This window comes from Pseudomonas sp. 2725 (assembly GCF_050434585.1).
Classification (GTDB): Bacteria; Pseudomonadota; Gammaproteobacteria; order Pseudomonadales; family Pseudomonadaceae; genus Aquipseudomonas; species Aquipseudomonas jessenii.
This window is the reverse complement of record NZ_JBNDIV010000004.1, coordinates 336243-352411: the sequence shown is the minus strand read 5'-3', so window position 1 is coordinate 352411 and position 16169 is coordinate 336243. Positions and strand designations below refer to the sequence as shown.

Here is a 16169-nt window from a genome sequence, read left to right as displayed (position 1 = left end):
AACATTAAACCTAGCTCTGTTTTCAGTAGCTGGCTAATAACCGGGCTCTATCGACAAGCTCCAGCTTCCGAACTCGGCTATCATGCGCCGGTTTTCATGACAGGCTTTGCTTCAGGGCAAGCGGTCTCTCTTTGTGGGAGCGAGCCTGCTTGTGATGGACGTTAACGATAACGCGTGTTTCCTGAATAACGCGCCGTCCTTGAGTCCATCGCGAGCAGGCTCGCTCCTACAGGGTCCAGGAGTATTAATGAACACCCTATTCATGCATTGCCGGCCGGGCTTCGAAGGCGAAGTCTGTTCCGAGATTTCCGACCTCGCCGCGCGCTTGAACGTGGCCGGTTATGCCAAGGCCAAGGCGGCAACTGCTTGCGCCGAGTTTGTCTGCACCGAAGAAGACGGCGCCGAGCGCCTGATGCGCGGGCAGCGTTTTGCCGAGCTGATCTTCCCGCGCCAGTGGGCCCGGGGGATTTTCATCGATCTGCCGGAAACCGACCGTATCAGTGTGATCCTCGCCCATATGGCGGACTTTCCGCTGTGCGGCAGCCTGTGGCTGGAAATGGTCGACACCAACGACGGCAAGGAACTGTCGAACTTCTGCAAGAAATTCGAAGTGCACCTGCGCAAGGCGCTGATGGCGGCCGGCAAGCTGGTGGAAGATGCCCACAAGCCGCGTTTGCTGCTGACGTTCAAGAGCGGTCGTGAAGTGTTCATGGGCCTGGCGGAGTCGAACAACTCGGCGATGTGGCCGATGGGCATTCCCCGTTTGAAGTTCCCCCGCGAGGCGCCGAGCCGCTCGACCCTCAAGCTGGAAGAGGCCTGGCACCACTTCATCCCGCGCGACCAGTGGGACGAGCGCCTGCATGGCGACATGACCGGCGTTGACTTGGGGGCCGCCCCTGGTGGGTGGACCTGGCAACTGGTCAACCGTGGCATGCTGGTCACGGCCATCGACAACGGCCCGATGGCCGAAAGCCTGATGGACACCGGTCTGGTGCAGCACTTGATGGCTGACGGTTTCACCTTCAAGCCCAAGCAACCGGTGGACTGGATGGTCTGCGACATCGTCGAGAAGCCGGCGCGCAACGCCGCGATGCTGGAAGAGTGGATCGGCGACGGCCATTGCCGCGAGGCGGTGGTCAATCTCAAGCTGCCGATGAAACAGCGCTATGCCGAAGTGAAGCGTTTGCTCGAGCGCATTGCCGATGGCTTCAAGGCCCGGGGTATCAAGGTCGAGATTGGCTGCAAGCAGCTGTACCACGACCGCGAGGAAGTGACCTGCCATTTGCGTCGACTGGACGTGAAGAAACCCAAGTCCCGCTGAAACACCGCAATCCCCTGTAGGAGCGAGCCTGCTCGCGATGGACCTGAGAGCGCCACGGGGTGTCAGGTCTCCCGCGTCATCGTTGACGACTATCGCGAGCAGGCTCGCTCCTACAAGGGGGCGGCGTAATGCCACAGATGACGTTACACCCGGCAATGCGCGACAATGCCGGCCAGCTTCAGGAGTGAATCATGAGTGAAATGCTTGATACGCCGGTAGACGGCACCCTCGACGCCACCGGCCTCAATTGCCCCGAGCCGGTGATGATGCTGCATCAACACATCCGTGATCTGGTGCCCGGCGGCCTGCTCAAAGTGATCGCCACCGACCCGTCGACCCGTCGCGACATTCCCAAGTTCTGTGTGTTTCTCGACCACGAACTGGTGGGGCAGCACGAGGAAGAGGGCACCTACCTCTACTGGATTCGCAAGAAGTCTGTTTAACCAACAACCCCCCTGTAGGAACGAGCTTGCTCGCGAAAATAACGAAGGCGCCGTTGGGCATCTGGTTTTCGCGCGTTATCGTTCACGACCTTCGCGAGCAAGCTCGCTCCTGCAGGGTTGTGGCGATCAACCCTGGCTGTTACGAATCCGCCGGCGCGCACTGAGCGTCAGTCGGATCGACAGCATCAGCGCCGCACAGCTCAAACCGGCAATCAACCCTTCCCACAGCCCGCTCGGGCCGCTGGCCGGACCGAACCAATCGGTCAGTCCCAGCACGTAGCCGACCGGCAGGCCGATGCCCCAATAGGCGAACAAGGTCAGGATCATCGTCACCCGTGTGTCCTGGTACCCACGGAGCGCGCCGGCGCAGATCACCTGGATGGCATCGGAAAACTGATACAGCGCGGCATACACAATCAACATCGACGCAATCTGGATCACGGCCTTGTCAGGCGTGTAGATCGAGGCGATAGGTTCGCGCAGGAGCAGGATCAGGGTCGCCGAGAACGCCGCGAACACCAGTGCCGCGCCGAGCCCGACCTTCGCCGCGAAGCGCGCCTGCCAAGGATTGCCGGCCCCCAGTGCCTGGCCGACCCGCACGGTTACCGCCATGCCCAGCGAGTAAGGAATCATGAACAGCAACGAGCTGATATTCAGGGCGATTTGATGCCCTGCCACCACGGTGGAGCCGAGACTGCCGATCAACAGGGCGATGACCGCGAAGATGCTGGACTCGGCGAAGACGGCGATACCGATCGGCAGGCCAATGCTGACCAGGCGCTTGATCACGGCCCATTTCGGCCGGTCGAAGCGCACCAGCACACGGGTGCGGGCATAGAACGGGGCCCAGAAGGTCCAGCCGGCCATACTCAACGCCATGAACCACATCACGATGCCGCTGGCCCAGCCGCAACCGACGCCGCCCAGGGCCGGTGCGCCGAAATGGCCATAGATCAACGTGTAGTTCAGCGGGATGTTCAGCAGTAGCCCGCACAAGCCAATGACCATGCTCGGACGGGTCCGACCCATACCATCGCTGTAGCAGCGCAGCACGTAATAGAACGCCATGCCCGGCAAGCCGAAGGCGATCCCGTGCAGGTAACCCATGCTCGGCTCGATCAATTGCGGATCGACTTTCATCCAGTGCAGGATCGGCTCGGCACCGAGCAACAGGCCGCTGCCGATCAACCCGACACACAATGCGAGCCACAGCGCCTGGCGTACCAGCGGGCCGATTTCGTCAAACTGCCCGGCGCCAAAGCGTTGCGCGACCTTGGGTGTGGTTGCCAGCAGGACGCCGGACATCAACAGGTAGACCGGAATCCAGATCGAATTGCCCAGGGCCACCGATGCCAGGTCCCGCGGGCTGACGCGGCCGGCCATCACCGCATCGACGAAGCCCATGGCCGTGGTGGCCAGTTGCGCGATCATGATCGGCAGGGCCAGGCCGAGCAGGCCCTTGAGTTCCAGGCGAACCGGGGTCGTGCGTGGGGCGGCGGTAGTGTCAGTCACGGAATTCACAAGCGAAGCGTCCAGAGGTTTTGATGCGCAGGGCTGCGCATTCTACGCGTTGACGCTTCGGTCAGGAAAAGACTGTGTTGAGTATTTGTAATCGCTCCGCTCTCCCTGTAGGAGCGAGCTCGCTCGCGATGAATGTGAGGGCGCCGCGTTCATTCAGGCAGCCCTCGTTATCGTTAACGCCCATGGCGAGCATGCTCGCTCCTACACAGAGATGAATTCTGCGCCTACACTGCCAACCCGCCAAAGGAGCCTGCCATGCTGATTGTTGCCGACGAAAATATCCCTCTGCTCGATGCCTTCTTCGAAGGCTTCGGTGAAATCCGCCGGGTACCGGGTCGCGCCATCGACCGTGCCACGGTCGAGCAGGCCGATGTGCTGTTGGTGCGCTCGGTGACCAACGTCAATCGCGCGCTGCTCGAGGGCAGCAAGGTGCGCTTTGTCGGTACGTGCACCATCGGCACCGATCATCTGGACCTGAATTACTTTCAGCAGGCCGGTATTACCTGGTCCAGCGCGCCGGGCTGCAATGCCCGTGGTGTGGTCGACTATGTGCTCGGCAGTCTGCTGACCCTTGCCGAAATCGAGGGTGTCGACCTGACCCGGCGTACCTACGGCGTGGTCGGTGCCGGCGAAGTGGGTGGACGCCTGGTCAAGGTATTGCAAGGCCTGGGCTGGAAGGTGCTGGTGTGCGATCCGCCACGGCAAACTGCGGAAGGTGGAGACTACGTCAGCCTCGAGCAGATCATCGACGAGTGCGACGTCATCAGTCTGCACACGCCATTGACTAAACAGGGTCAGCAATCGACCTGGCATTTGTTCGATGAAAAACACCTGAACCAGCTCAGGTCCGGCACCTGGCTGATTAATGCCAGTCGCGGGCCGGTGGTCAACAATGCAGCACTGCGCGACGTGCTGCTGGAGCGCGAAGACCTGCAAGCGGTGCTCGATGTCTGGGAAGGCGAGCCTGAAGTCGACGTGGCGCTGGCCGAACTCTGCGTGCTGGCAACGCCACACATTGCCGGCTACAGCCTCGACGGCAAGCAGCGGGGCACCGCGCAGATTTATCAGGCCTATTGCGATTTCCTTGGGCAGCCAGCCCGGGTCAGCCTGGGCGATTTGCTGCCGGCGCCGTGGCTGTCGCAAGTGACCCTCAATGCGCAAAGTGACCCGGCCTGGGCGTTGGCGATGCTGTGCCGTGGCGTGTATGACCCGCGACGTGACGATGCGGACTTCCGTCGCAGCCTTGTCGGCAGTGTCGGCGAGCAGCGAGCGGCATTTGATGCGTTGCGCAAGAATTATCCTTCGCGTCGAGAGATCGACGGATTGCAGGTGCGGATCGAGGGGGATGCGCCTGAGTTGCAGAGGATTGTGGCGGCGTTGGGGGCAACGGCAGTCTGATAGACCGCGAAGGGCGCCCCACAATGTCCGGACAGGCGCCCATAAAAAACCCGGCCAACAATGGGCCGGGTCAAGAAGACGGTGGCTATATCACTTTTGTTTGGCAGGTTTGACCAATCGCTTATCCAGTTCGCTGCAAGCTTTCTGGATCATTTCTTCAGTGATCGGTACTTCGCGACCCTGCTCGTCAATAATCGAGCAACCCAGAGACTGGTCTGGTTGCGTGCGGATCACTTGAATCTTGTCATCGCTGCTGTGTTGCAAGGACATGGCCTGTCTCCTCATCAGGTTGTGTGCTTACTGTAGAACCGCCAGGTGACCGGGCTATGACAACTCCCTGCGATCTTTCCTGGGGGGCAGAACCAGTCCACCAGAAATGCCACCACGTGGCTACCCGAACTTTAGACCAATAGCGTCTAGCCTCTAGTGTTGGCGGACATAATTAACCCGACTCATTGTGATTTGCAGCAAGCCACCCCATTGAGCGGTATAGGCTGACCCTAATGATTGCCTTGTCCAGGATGATTACGATGCTCTCTGCCCGTCACCGCCGTGCCATTCGCCTGGCCAGTCGCTTCATCGCGCCATATCGCTGGCAGGCCTTTGGCGCCTTGCTGGCGCTGATCGTCACCGCTGGCATCACCTTGTCCATGGGGCAAGGCATCCGCCTGCTGGTGGACGAGGGGTTCATGACCCAGTCACCGCATCTGCTCAATCAGTCCATCGGTCTGTTCATGTTACTGGTGGCGGGATTGGCGATAGGAACCTTTGCACGGTTTTACCTGGTGTCGTGGATCGGCGAGCGCTGCGTCGCCGATATCCGCCGCAACGTGTTCAATCATCTGATTTACCTGCACCCGGGGTTTTACGAAGACAATCGCAGCTCGGAAATCCAGTCCCGCCTGACCGCCGACACCACGCTGCTGCAATCGGTCATCGGTTCTTCGCTGTCATTGTTCCTGCGCAATTTGCTGATGGTGATCGGTGGGATCGTCCTGCTGTTCATCACTAACCCCAAACTCACCAGCATCGTGGTGGTTGCCTTGCCCCTGGTGATCGCGCCGATCCTGATCTTCGGACGCCGGGTGCGTAACCTCTCACGCCTGAGTCAGGACCGGATTGCCGATATCGGCAGTTATGTGTCCGAAACCCTGGGGCAGATCAAGACCGTGCAGGCCTACAACCATCAGGCCCAGGACGAGCGACGGTTTGCCGTGACGGTGGAAGAGGCGTTCAACACCGCGCGCAAGCGCATCTTCCAGCGGGCCTGGCTAATTACCCTGGTGATCGTGTTGGTCTTGGGTGCGGTCGGGGTGATGCTCTGGGTTGGTGGCATGGACGTCATCGCCGGGCGAATTTCCGCTGGCGAGCTGGCGGCGTTCGTGTTCTACAGCCTGATTGTCGGCAGCGCGTTCGGCACGTTGAGCGAAGTGATTGGCGAGTTGCAGCGGGCAGCCGGCGCGGCCGAGCGGATTGCCGAGTTGCTGCGTTCGGAAAACATCATCTTGCCGCCGGTGGCGGACGCGGTGAAGCTGCCGGAGCGGGTCAATGGCCAACTACAACTACACAATGTGCGTTTTTCCTACCCGTCGCGGCCGGAAAATTATGCTGTCGACGGGTTGAGCCTGACCGTCAATGCCGGTGAGACGCTGGCGCTGGTCGGGCCATCGGGGGCCGGAAAATCCACGGTGTATGACTTGCTGCTGCGTTTTTACGACCCGGCCGAGGGGCGCATCCTGCTCGATGGCGTGCCGTTGACTCAACTCGACCCGCTGGACCTGCGTCGCTGTTTTGCCCTGGTGTCGCAAACCCCGGCGCTGTTTTTCGGCAGCATTGAAGAAAACATTCGCTACGGCAATCCGCAGGCGACGTTGGCCGAGGTACAGGAAGCGGCAAAAGTCGCTTACGCCCATGACTTTATCGAAGCCATGCCCAATGGTTACCAGACTCATCTGGGGGACGGTGGTCTCGGCTTGTCCGGCGGCCAGCGCCAACGCCTGGCCATTGCCCGTGCGTTGCTGGTGGACGCGCCGATCCTGCTCCTGGACGAAGCCACCAGCGCCCTCGACGCCCAAAGCGAACACCTGATCCAGCAGGCGCTGCCGACACTGATGAAAAACCGGACCACCCTGGTGATCGCCCATCGCCTGGCCACGGTGAAAAACGCCGACCGAATTGCGGTGATGGACCAGGGGAAACTGGTGGCGGTGGGCACGCATCTGGAGCTGATTGCCAGCAATGCGTTGTATGCGCGGTTGGCGGCGTTGCAGTTCAGTGATGGACATGAAGCGGCATGAATGACTACTGATGAATGACGCCCGGTTCGGGCATTATGTCGTCCTCTGTTATGAGCCCGGATGAGGATATGAGCCGTTATCAACCACCGTTGACCTTGACGACGAAAATGTTGTCGCTGATCGCCGATATCAGCGAACAGATCGGTCAGCTTACGGCTATGGACGAACGCCTGCAGACACCTCAGTTACGTCGTGGCAATCGGATTCGAACGATTCAGGCTTCTTTGGCCATCGAAAACAATACGCTGAGCATCGAGCAGGTGACTGCCGTTCTGGCAGGGCAGCGTGTGCTGGGGTTGCCTCGGGAAATCCAGGAAGTACGAAATGCGTTTGCTGCATACGAAGCCATGCCTGATTGGCAGCCAAGCAGCCGGACCGATTTACTGCGTGCCCATGAATTGCTGATGGGCGGATTGATTGATGAATGCGGGCAGTTTCGTCGAACCGGCGTGGGTATCTATCGTGGCGATAAGTTGATCCATATGGCGCCGCCGCCGAGTCGCGTTGTGCACTTGATTGATGACTTGTTGGCGTGGCTTGGTGCCTCGGACTGGCATCCGCTGATTACCAGCTGCGTCTTTCATTATGAATTTGAGTTCATCCATCCCTTCGCTGACGGTAACGGACGTATGGGACGCCTTTGGCAAACCCTGATACTCAGTCAGTGGCGCCCGGTATTATCTTATTTGCCGGTTGAGGCCGTGATTCGGGATCAGCAGGAGGCGTACTACGCGGCATTGTCGGCGGCCGATCATTTGGCGGAATCAACGCCTTTCGTAGAGTTCATGTTGCAAGCCATGAGCCTTGCACTATCGGAGGCGGTACGGGGTGAGCCAGAAATCGACCCAGTAACCGACCCAGTAACCGACCCAGTAGAGAAGTTGCTTTCTGCACTGCATCTTAACGGTCCGCGAAAGATCAGCGAATTGATGGCTGACATCGGATTGGTGCACAGGGCGACCTTTCGGGCTAACTATCTCAGGCCTGCATTAGCGGTCGAATGGATAGAGATGACCCATCCTGAGTCGCCAAGTAGTCCGGCACAAAAGTATCGCCTGACCCAGCTTGGAAAACAGGTCTTCGCACGACTCAAGTCGGCAAAGAAATTCTGAGCAACAAAAAAGCCCGCATCTGAGATGCGGGCTTTTTTTGAGGGTCGATTTGAATCATTGATCGTCGAAATACCGCTCATGCCAATCCACGATTGGCTGCGGTGAGTTGAGCTTCTCGCCATAGATCACCGAATACGACAGCACGTTTTGCACGTACTGGCGGGTTTCGTCGAACGGAATGCTTTCCACCCACACGTCGAAACTCAGGTGGTCCGCACCGCGCAGCCATTGGCGCACTCGGCCCGGGCCGGCGTTGTAGGCGGCGGAGGCGAGGACGCGGTTGCCGTTGAACTGGCTGTGCACCTGGCTCAGGTATGCGGCGCCGAGCTGGATGTTCTTGTCCGGGTTGAACAGTTGCTGTGGCGAGCTATAGGGAATGCTGAACTTGCGTGCGGTTTCCTTGGCGGTGGCGGGCATCAGTTGCATCAGGCCCGAGGCGCCGACCCCGGAGCGGGCATCTTCCATGAAGGCGCTTTCCTGGCGAGTGATGGCAAACGCCCAGCTCGGATGCAGGCCGCGATTCTTCGCTTCACGCACCAGCGTGTTGCGGTGGGCCATCGGGAAACGGATATCCAGATCGTCCCAGTACTGCGCCTGGCTGATGGTGCGAATGGCCGGGAAGTACCATTTCAGGTCGTAGGCCAGTTTGGCCTGGGCGACCATTTCGTCGCGGCTGAAGTGACGGCTGACGTGGTACCACTCGCGGCGCCCGTCGACGATTTGCCCGCGAGCGTGGAACTCCAGGGCGCGACGTATGCCGGGGGTGTTGCGCACTTTGTTGATCAGCGCCTGGCTCATCACCAGCGGCTTGTTGTTCAGCGAATAGGGGGACTGCGAGCGATCCGCCGCGAGGAACCCATAAAAGTCGCGCTCACGAGCCACGCTTCGATAAAGGGTCTGGGCTTCCGGGTTCTGCGGTTGCGCCAGCTCCAGGGTGCGGGCCTGCCAGTAACGCCAGCGGTTGGTGGTGGCCAGGTCCTGGGGCAGGCGGCGGGTCAACTGATAGGCATCGTCCCAGCGCGCCAGGCGCAGGAGCAGGCGCAAGCGCCATTCGGAAACCGTGTTGTCGCGCAGTTCCGGATCGTATTTGGTCATGACGTCCAGGGCTCGACTGTCGAAACGTTTGGCGAGGGTCAGCCCGATTTCCCGGGCGATCGCCACTTTTTCATCCCGGGAGAAATGCATGCTGCTGGCGTAACCGTCGAGCAGATTCATGGCCCTGTCCGGGTCCTGACGAGCCAGGCGGCGCAGGCCGAGGCTGACCACGTCGGACATGGCTTCATCGGCCGGGGTAAAGCGTGACGGCTGGTTGAGCAGTTCCGGTTTCTGCGCCACGTCCACCAGCAAGCGGCCGCGAGGGGCGAGGGTGGTCATGCCGTTGATCAGGCTGTTGGCCAGGGGATAGTTGCGCGCCTGGGCGGCGAGTTTGGCGCGTTCCCAACGCTTTTGCTCGGTCAACTGGCCATCGGCGGCCCACATGCCGAACAGGGCATCGCAGGCTTCGGGCTGGGATTTACCGGTCAGCCAGAGCTTTTCAGTGTTGGCGTAACCTTCGGCTTTGAGGTTGTGGCTGATCTGGTACTGCGCATTCAGGCAGTCCAGTTCGGTGAAGTTCATTTTCGGGTCGTAGTACTTGACGAAGGTCGCCCAGTCGCCCCGTTCCGCCAGCCAGCGCAACCAACGCAACTTCATCCAGTTGGCCTGGGGCAGGTCGCCGTGTTCGGCGAGGAATTTCTCGATTTCGGCGTTGCTCGCGGTTTTCAGGCGCGCGGTCAGTTCGTCGTACGCCAGGTAGGGTTCCAGCGGATAATCGGCGAGGGCCTGGCTGTAACGGAAATACGGGCCGCTATCACCCTTGGCCAGGGCGCGCTTGGCTTCATCGTAATACTGGCGTTGGGTGGACAGGTCCACCGCCTGGGCGGATTGAACGGCAGCGGCAGACAGTAAAAAAGCAGATAAAAGATTGAAAAGGCGACTGCGCATGAGACGTCCGGGCAGAGAAAAATCATGACAAGCGCGGGCCAGGCCCGCGCTGAATTGTCTGTAGCTTAGCCTTTTGCCAGCAGCCGGTGAAAGCTTTGCGGGTCTTCCCGCATCAGTTCGCAACATTTGTCATGCAGAGTGCTACGAGAGTGAAATTGCCGGCCTTCTGAAGCCTCAAGTCAGGTAGAATGCGCGCCCGGTTTTTGGAGAAGCTCATGACCCTGCTCAAATTCAGCGATGTGTCCCTTGCTTTCGGCGCTATGCCGTTGTTGGACAAGGTGTCCTGGCAGATCGCCCGTGGTGAGCGGGTGTGCATCATCGGCCGCAACGGCACTGGCAAGTCCAGCATGATGAAGCTCGTCAAGGGCGACCAGAAGCCCGATGACGGCTCCGTTTGGCGCGCACCCGGGCTCAAGATCGGCGAATTGCCGCAAGAATTGCCGGTGGCCGACGAGCGGACAGTGTTCGACGTGGTGGCCGAAGGCCTGGACGGCGTTGGCGCCTTGCTCGCCGAATATCACCACCTGAGCCAGAACATCGTCACTGACGCCGATCTGGACAAGCTGATGCACGTCCAGCACGACCTCGAAGCCCGCGATGGCTGGCGCTTGCAGACCCTCGTCGACAGCACCTTGAGCCGCCTGCAACTGCCGGCCGACAAGACCCTCGCCGAGTTGTCCGGCGGCTGGCGTCGTCGCGTCCTGCTGGCCCAGGCCCTGGTGTCCGAGCCGGACCTGCTGCTGCTCGACGAACCGACCAACCACCTGGACATCGGTGCCATCGCCTGGCTTGAAGAAGCGCTGAAGGATTTCCAGGGCGCCGTGCTGTTCATCACGCACGACCGTTCTTTCCTGCAGAACCTGGCAACCCGCATCCTCGAACTGGATCGCGGCGGCCTGATCGACTGGAACGGCGACTACGCCAGTTTCCTCGTGCACAAGGAAGCCGCACTGGCGGCCGAGGAGACCGCCAACGCGCTGTTCGACAAGCGCCTGGCCCAGGAAGAAGTGTGGATTCGCCAGGGCATCAAGGCCCGTCGCACCCGTAACGAAGGTCGTGTACGTGCGCTCAAAGCCTTGCGTGTCGAGCGCAGCGAGCGTCGTGAGCGTACCGGCAAGGCCAATATCCAGCTGGAAACCGCCGACAAGTCCGGCAAGCAGGTCATGGTCCTCGATAACGTGAGTTTCGCTCACCCGGACGGTCCGTTCCTGATCAAGGACTTCTCCATGGTGCTGCAGCGCGGCGACCGTATCGGTCTGCTCGGCGCCAACGGTACCGGCAAGACCACCCTGCTGAAGCTGATGCTCAGCGGCTTGCAGCCGACCAGCGGCAAAGTGGAAGAGGGCACCCGGATCGATGTCGCCTACTTCGACCAGTTGCGCCATCAGCTGGATCTGGAAAAAACCGTGATCGACAACGTGGCCGAAGGTCGCGACTTCATCGATATCGACGGCCAGAGCCGCCACGTGCTGAGCTACCTCGGCGACTTCCTGTTCAGCCCGCAGCGTGCCCGCACGCCAGTCAAGGCGCTGTCGGGTGGTGAGCGTGCCCGTCTGTTGCTGGCCAAGCTGTTCAGCAAGCCGGCGAACCTGCTGGTACTCGACGAACCGACCAACGACCTCGACGTCGAAACCCTCGAGCTGCTGGAAGAGGTCTTGCTGACCTTCAACGGCACCGTACTGATGGTCAGCCACGACCGGGCATTCCTCGACAACGTGGTCACCAGTACCCTGGTCTTCGAAGGTGAAGGCAAGGTTCGCGAGTACGTCGGTGGCTACCAGGACTGGCTGCGCCAGGGCGGCTCGCCGCGTCTACTGGGCGTGACCGAGAGCAAGTCCGGCAAGGCCGACCTGAACTCCGCGGTGGTGAAGGCCGAGCCTGCGCCGGTTGCGGCAGCTGTCGAAGCGCCAGTGGCGAAGAAAAAGCTCAGCTACAAATTGCAGCGCGAACTGGAGGCGTTGCCGGGGCAGATCGAGGCCATGGAGCAGCAGATTGCCGCCGTTGAAGCACAGATGGCGGATGCCGGCTTCTATCAGCGTCCGGCGGCCGAAACGGCTGCGGTGATTGCTCAATTGGAGCAGTTGCAGGCTGAACTCGACATCATGGTCGAGCGTTGGGCCGAGCTGGATGCCTGATTGACCCGGTAACAAAAAAAAGCCCGGCGTTCAGTGATGAACGCCGGGCTTTTCATATGAAATGCAATCCCCCTGTAGGAGCGAGCCTGCTCGCGATGAACTTGAGAGCACCGCGGGGTGTCAGGCTTCCCGTGTCATCGTTGACGACCATCGCGAGCAGGCTCGCTCCTACAAGGGCGTGTTGTCAGCTTTTGTTTTGCAGGCGCACCGCCAGCACATCGCAAGGCGCGCCATGCAGCACGTCATTGGCGGTGGAGCCCAGCAACAGTGCCAGACCATGCCGGCCATGGCTGCCCACCACGATCAGGTCGCAGGTTTGCTCCTTGGCCAGGTGGTGGATCTCCTGGCGTGGCTGGCCGTAGGTCAGGTGGCTGTATTCCCTGGAGAGCTCCGGGTATTTCAGGATCAAGCGGTCAAGGCGCTCCTTGGCCTGATCGAACTGCTGCTGTTGCAGTTGTGACAGGTCCATCGGCACGTCGCCGCCGAAGGCCATCGCCATCGGCTCGACAATGTGCACCAGCGACAATTTCGCACCGTTGCTCACCGACAGTTCGCGAGCGCGGTGAATCACAGGGTCGCACTCTTCGGTCAGATCTACAGCGACCAGAATATGGTTGTAGGGCATGAGGTGCTCCTCCTGGGGGATGCAATATTGGTAAGTATGGCTGGTTTCAAGCGCATTGGTTCCAAAGTGACACAATGGGCTCATTCAAATTCGGGAGTACAGATATGACGGTCTGGATAGTGGTGTCAATCCTGCTGGTGGTGCTGAGTCCGCTGGCATGGTTGCGGCCGTCGCGAGTTCAGAGCGGGCGCATCGCCTTGCGGATGGAGGCTCGGCGCATCGGGCTGGCCATGCAATTGGCGCCTCAGGAGTGGCCGCACTGGCTCAGCCAGGAGCCGCCGAGCCCCTGCGCCCAGTACCATCGTCCTCGCCGTGGCAATCAGCCGGCGTGCTGGAGTTACTGGCAAAAATCACCGGGTGTCTGGGTCAATCAATGGCAGGAAATCTGTGAAGATCGCTCGCTGCTCGATCATTTCGAAAAATTGCCGGCCAACGTCTACAAAGTCGAGGCGGACAAGCAAATGATCACGTTGTACTGGGGCGAGAAGGGCGAGGCCGAGGTGTTGCAGCAGATCGACGCCACCCTCAAAGCCCTCGCCTGAAACCCGATCCCCTGTAGGAGCGAGCCTGCTCGCGATGAACCTGAGAGCGCCGCGGGGTGCCAGGCTTCCCGCGTCATCGTTGACGTCCATCGCGAGCGAGCTCGCTCCTACAGGTGTTTTTCGCAGGCAATAAAAAGCCCGACATTCATCATCGGGCTGGAGTTGGCCAGGCAGGCCGGTAAAAACGGTGTTGGCTGATCTTACGCTGGGCATTCGCCAAAAGCGTTCACAATTTTCCCCTGGGTTCCGCCAGCGTAGCTTGTTAAACACGGGCTGCAGCGAATTAGGGCGAACTTTCTAACAATTGATTCTATGAATGACCTTGCATGCTCAAGCGTGTTTAAGGTCTTCGCAGTACGGATATGACCGGAAAGTCGCGTTTCAACCCATGTTTCGGGCGATTGACAATTGTCGGAAATTCCGTGAAGGTGACGTACCCAAATCAAACGGGCGTATGAATTGAGCGTTTGTATTTCAGACCGCTCCTACAGAATCCCGACTATCGCGTTGGCGGGTGTGCCGGGGGAATGGGCGTAGCATTGACGATCAACGTCCCTGCCAAGCCGTTCGCCTGCGTCCGACGTGTACTGTTCAGCTTCCATATCGTGGAGATCAGTTGATGATTTACGAAGGTAAAGCCATCACGGTTAAGGCTCTTGAAAGTGGCATCGTCGAACTGAAGTTCGACCTCAAGGGTGAGTCCGTCAACAAGTTCAACCGTCTAACCCTGAACGAACTGCGTCAGGCCGTAGACACCATCAAGGCAGATGCTTCGATCAAGGGCGTGATCGTCAGCAGTGGCAAGGACGTGTTCATCGTCGGCGCCGACATCACCGAATTTGTCGACAACTTCAAGCTGCCGGATGCAGAACTTGTTGCTGGCAACCTCGAAGCCAACAAGATTTTCAGCGATTTCGAAGACCTCAACGTCCCGACCGTCGCCGCGATCAATGGCATCGCGTTGGGTGGCGGTCTGGAAATGTGCCTGGCGGCGGACTACCGCGTCATGTCCACCAAGGCCAAGATCGGTCTGCCGGAAGTCAAGCTGGGCATCTACCCGGGCTTCGGCGGTACTGTGCGCCTGCCGCGCCTGATCGGTGCCGACAACGCCATCGAATGGATCGCCGCCGGCAAGGAAAACCGTCCTGAAGACGCGCTGAAAGTCGGCGCCGTCGACGCAGTGGTTGCTCCTGAGCAACTGCAGGATGCCGCGCTGGAACTGATCAAGCGCGCCATCTCAGGCGAGTTCGACTACAAGGCCAAGCGCCAGCCGAAGCTGGAAAAGCTGAAGCTGAACGCCATCGAACAAATGATGGCTTTCGAAACCGCCAAGGGTTTCGTGGCCGGCCAGGCTGGCCCGAATTACCCGGCGCCGGTTGAAGCGATCAAGACCATCCAGAAAGCCGCGAACTTCGGTCGCGACAAGGCGCTGGAAATTGAAGCTGCAGGTTTCGTCAAACTGGCCAAGACCTCTGCCGCACAGAGCCTGATCGGCTTGTTCCTGAACGATCAGGAACTGAAGAAAAAGGCCAAGGCCTACGACGAAATCGCCAAGGACGTGAAGCAGGCCGCCGTACTGGGCGCCGGCATCATGGGTGGCGGTATCGCCTATCAGTCGGCTTCCAAAGGCACGCCGATCCTGATGAAGGACATCAACGAGCACGGTATCGAGCAGGGTCTGGCCGAAGCCGCCAAACTGCTGGTCGGTCGCGTTGATAAAGGTCGCATGACCGCCGCGAAAATGGCTGAAGTGCTCAACGGCATCCGTCCAACCCTGTCTTACGGCGACTTCGGTCACGTGGATCTGGTGGTCGAAGCGGTCGTCGAGAACCCGAAGGTCAAGCAAGCGGTACTGGCCGAAGTTGAAGACAAGGTCAAGGAGGACACCATCCTGGCGTCCAATACCTCGACCATTTCCATCACCTTGCTGGCCAAGGCCCTCAAGCGTCCGGAAAACTTCGTCGGCATGCACTTCTTCAACCCGGTGCACATGATGCCGCTGGTGGAAGTGATTCGTGGCGAGAAGTCCAGCGAGCTGGCTGTTGCCACCACCGTTGCCTACGCCAAGAAAATGGGCAAGAACCCGATCGTGGTCAATGACTGCCCGGGCTTCCTGGTCAACCGCGTCCTGTTCCCGTACTTCGGCGGTTTCGCCAAGCTGGTCAGCGCCGGTGTGGACTTCGTCCGTATCGACAAGATCATGGAAAAATTCGGCTGGCCGATGGGCCCGGCCTACCTGATGGACGTGGTCGGCATCGACACCGGTCACCACGGTCGTGACGTGATGGCCGAAGGCTTCCCGGACCGCATGAAGGACGACCGTCGCTCGGCCGTTGACGTACTCTACGAAGCCAAGCGCCTGGGCCAGAAGAATGGCAAGGGCTTCTACGCCTACGAGACCGACAAGAAGGGCAAGCAGAAGAAGGTTGCCGATCCATCGGTACTGGAAGTGCTCAAGCCGATCGTTTACGAGCAGCGCGAAGTCACCGACGAAGACATCATCAACTGGATGATGATCCCGCTGTGCCTGGAAACCGTGCGTTGCCTGGAAGACGGCATCATCGAAACCGCTGCCGAAGCCGACATGGGTCTGGTCTACGGTATTGGTTTCCCTCCATTCCGTGGCGGTGCGCTGCGTTACATCGATTCGATCGGTGTGGCAGAGTTCGTTGCCCTGGCTGACCAGTACGCTGATTTGGGCGCGCTGTACCACCCGACCGCGAAGCTGCGCGAAATGGCCAAGAACGGCCAGAGCTTCTTCGGTTAAGCGCCCCCAACTAGAGTGAGAGTGA

At 59.9% G+C, this 16169-nt stretch carries 12 protein-coding genes; 8 read left to right on the top strand and 4 right to left on the bottom strand.

Annotated features, from left to right (window positions below; all coding sequences use genetic code 11):
* The first annotated feature begins 247 nt into the window (after positions 1-247).
* Together rlmM and tusA are read left to right on the top strand one after the other, a co-directional pair.
* Positions 248-1321, top strand: a complete 1074-nt coding sequence (gene rlmM, locus ABIE16_RS13010; RefSeq protein WP_057715663.1) for a 23S rRNA (cytidine(2498)-2'-O)-methyltransferase RlmM — start codon at positions 248-250, stop codon at positions 1319-1321.
* A gap of 191 nt (positions 1322-1512) precedes the next feature.
* Positions 1513-1764 (top strand): sulfurtransferase TusA, encoded by a 252-nt coding sequence (gene tusA, locus ABIE16_RS13005; protein ID WP_057400193.1) that lies wholly within the window; start codon positions 1513-1515, stop codon positions 1762-1764.
* Positions 1765-1890: 126 nt separating this feature from the next.
* Here the strand turns inward: tusA and ABIE16_RS13000 are convergent, their stop codons facing one another.
* Positions 1891-3285, bottom strand: a complete 1395-nt coding sequence (locus ABIE16_RS13000; protein ID WP_429521341.1) for an MATE family efflux transporter — start codon at positions 3283-3285, stop codon at positions 1891-1893.
* A gap of 255 nt (positions 3286-3540) precedes the next feature.
* Between ABIE16_RS13000 and pdxB the strand changes: the two genes are divergently transcribed.
* Positions 3541-4683, top strand: a complete 1143-nt coding sequence (gene pdxB, locus ABIE16_RS12995) for a 4-phosphoerythronate dehydrogenase PdxB (RefSeq protein ID WP_340314322.1) — start codon at positions 3541-3543, stop codon at positions 4681-4683.
* A 90-nt stretch (positions 4684-4773) separates the two neighbouring features.
* Here pdxB and ABIE16_RS12990 read toward each other — a convergent pair whose 3' ends face one another.
* Complete coding sequence (locus ABIE16_RS12990) at positions 4774-4953, bottom strand: PA1571 family protein (protein ID WP_057715660.1); 180 nt, start codon at positions 4951-4953, stop codon at positions 4774-4776.
* Between the two features lie 251 nt (positions 4954-5204).
* Here ABIE16_RS12990 and ABIE16_RS12985 point away from each other — a divergent pair, with 251 nt between their 5' ends.
* Both ABIE16_RS12985 and ABIE16_RS12980 read left to right on the top strand, forming a co-directional pair.
* On the top strand, positions 5205-6980 hold the full coding sequence (locus ABIE16_RS12985; protein ID WP_218496888.1) for an ABC transporter transmembrane domain-containing protein: 1776 nt from the start codon (positions 5205-5207) through the stop codon (positions 6978-6980).
* Between the two features lie 68 nt (positions 6981-7048).
* The gene (locus ABIE16_RS12980) at positions 7049-8092 is read left to right on the top strand and encodes a Fic family protein (protein ID WP_154946515.1); all 1044 of its coding nucleotides are present in this window, start codon (positions 7049-7051) and stop codon (positions 8090-8092) included.
* Between the two features lie 54 nt (positions 8093-8146).
* Here the strand turns inward: ABIE16_RS12980 and ABIE16_RS12975 are convergent, their stop codons facing one another.
* Positions 8147-10075, bottom strand: coding sequence for a transglycosylase SLT domain-containing protein (locus ABIE16_RS12975; RefSeq protein ID WP_057715658.1), 1929 nt, complete (start codon positions 10073-10075; stop codon positions 8147-8149).
* A 215-nt stretch (positions 10076-10290) separates the two neighbouring features.
* Here ABIE16_RS12975 and ABIE16_RS12970 point away from each other — a divergent pair, with 215 nt between their 5' ends.
* Positions 10291-12210 carry an ATP-binding cassette domain-containing protein gene (locus tag ABIE16_RS12970; RefSeq protein ID WP_008022990.1) on the top strand — a complete coding sequence of 640 codons (1920 nt, stop codon included), beginning with the start codon at positions 10291-10293 and terminating at the stop codon, positions 12208-12210.
* A gap of 184 nt (positions 12211-12394) precedes the next feature.
* Here the strand turns inward: ABIE16_RS12970 and ABIE16_RS12965 are convergent, their stop codons facing one another.
* The gene (locus tag ABIE16_RS12965) at positions 12395-12835 is read right to left on the bottom strand and encodes a universal stress protein (protein ID WP_046041383.1); all 441 of its coding nucleotides are present in this window, start codon (positions 12833-12835) and stop codon (positions 12395-12397) included.
* Between the two features lie 104 nt (positions 12836-12939).
* On the opposite strand from ABIE16_RS12965, the gene ABIE16_RS12960 reads away from it, so the two are divergent.
* Both ABIE16_RS12960 and fadB read left to right on the top strand, forming a co-directional pair.
* Positions 12940-13377 carry a hypothetical protein gene (locus ABIE16_RS12960; protein WP_429521340.1) on the top strand — a complete coding sequence of 146 codons (438 nt, stop codon included), beginning with the start codon at positions 12940-12942 and terminating at the stop codon, positions 13375-13377.
* 619 nt (positions 13378-13996) lie between these two features.
* Positions 13997-16144 (top strand): fatty acid oxidation complex subunit alpha FadB, encoded by a 2148-nt coding sequence (fadB, locus tag ABIE16_RS12955; protein WP_429521339.1) that lies wholly within the window; start codon positions 13997-13999, stop codon positions 16142-16144.
* The last annotated feature ends 25 nt before the right edge of the window (positions 16145-16169 follow it).

Excerpts from the sequence above, each read along its gene's own strand:
- ABIE16_RS12965 (WP_046041383.1), bottom strand. The coding sequence starts at position 12,835 with ATGCCCTACAACCATATTCTGGTCGCTGTAGATCTGACCGAAGAGTGC.
- fadB (WP_429521339.1), top strand. The coding sequence starts at position 13,997 with ATGATTTACGAAGGTAAAGCCATCACGGTTAAGGCTCTTGAAAGTGGC.
- ABIE16_RS12960 (WP_429521340.1), top strand. The coding sequence starts at position 12,940 with ATGACGGTCTGGATAGTGGTGTCAATCCTGCTGGTGGTGCTGAGTCCG.
- ABIE16_RS12985 (WP_218496888.1), top strand. The coding sequence starts at position 5,205 with ATGATTACGATGCTCTCTGCCCGTCACCGCCGTGCCATTCGCCTGGCC.
- ABIE16_RS12975 (WP_057715658.1), bottom strand. The coding sequence starts at position 10,075 with ATGCGCAGTCGCCTTTTCAATCTTTTATCTGCTTTTTTACTGTCTGCC.
- ABIE16_RS12980 (WP_154946515.1), top strand. The coding sequence starts at position 7,049 with ATGAGCCGTTATCAACCACCGTTGACCTTGACGACGAAAATGTTGTCG.
- rlmM (WP_057715663.1), top strand. The coding sequence starts at position 248 with ATGAACACCCTATTCATGCATTGCCGGCCGGGCTTCGAAGGCGAAGTC.
- ABIE16_RS12990 (WP_057715660.1), bottom strand. The coding sequence starts at position 4,953 with ATGTCCTTGCAACACAGCAGCGATGACAAGATTCAAGTGATCCGCACG.
- tusA (WP_057400193.1), top strand. The coding sequence starts at position 1,513 with ATGAGTGAAATGCTTGATACGCCGGTAGACGGCACCCTCGACGCCACC.
- ABIE16_RS12970 (WP_008022990.1), top strand. The coding sequence starts at position 10,291 with ATGACCCTGCTCAAATTCAGCGATGTGTCCCTTGCTTTCGGCGCTATG.
- pdxB (WP_340314322.1), top strand. The coding sequence starts at position 3,541 with ATGCTGATTGTTGCCGACGAAAATATCCCTCTGCTCGATGCCTTCTTC.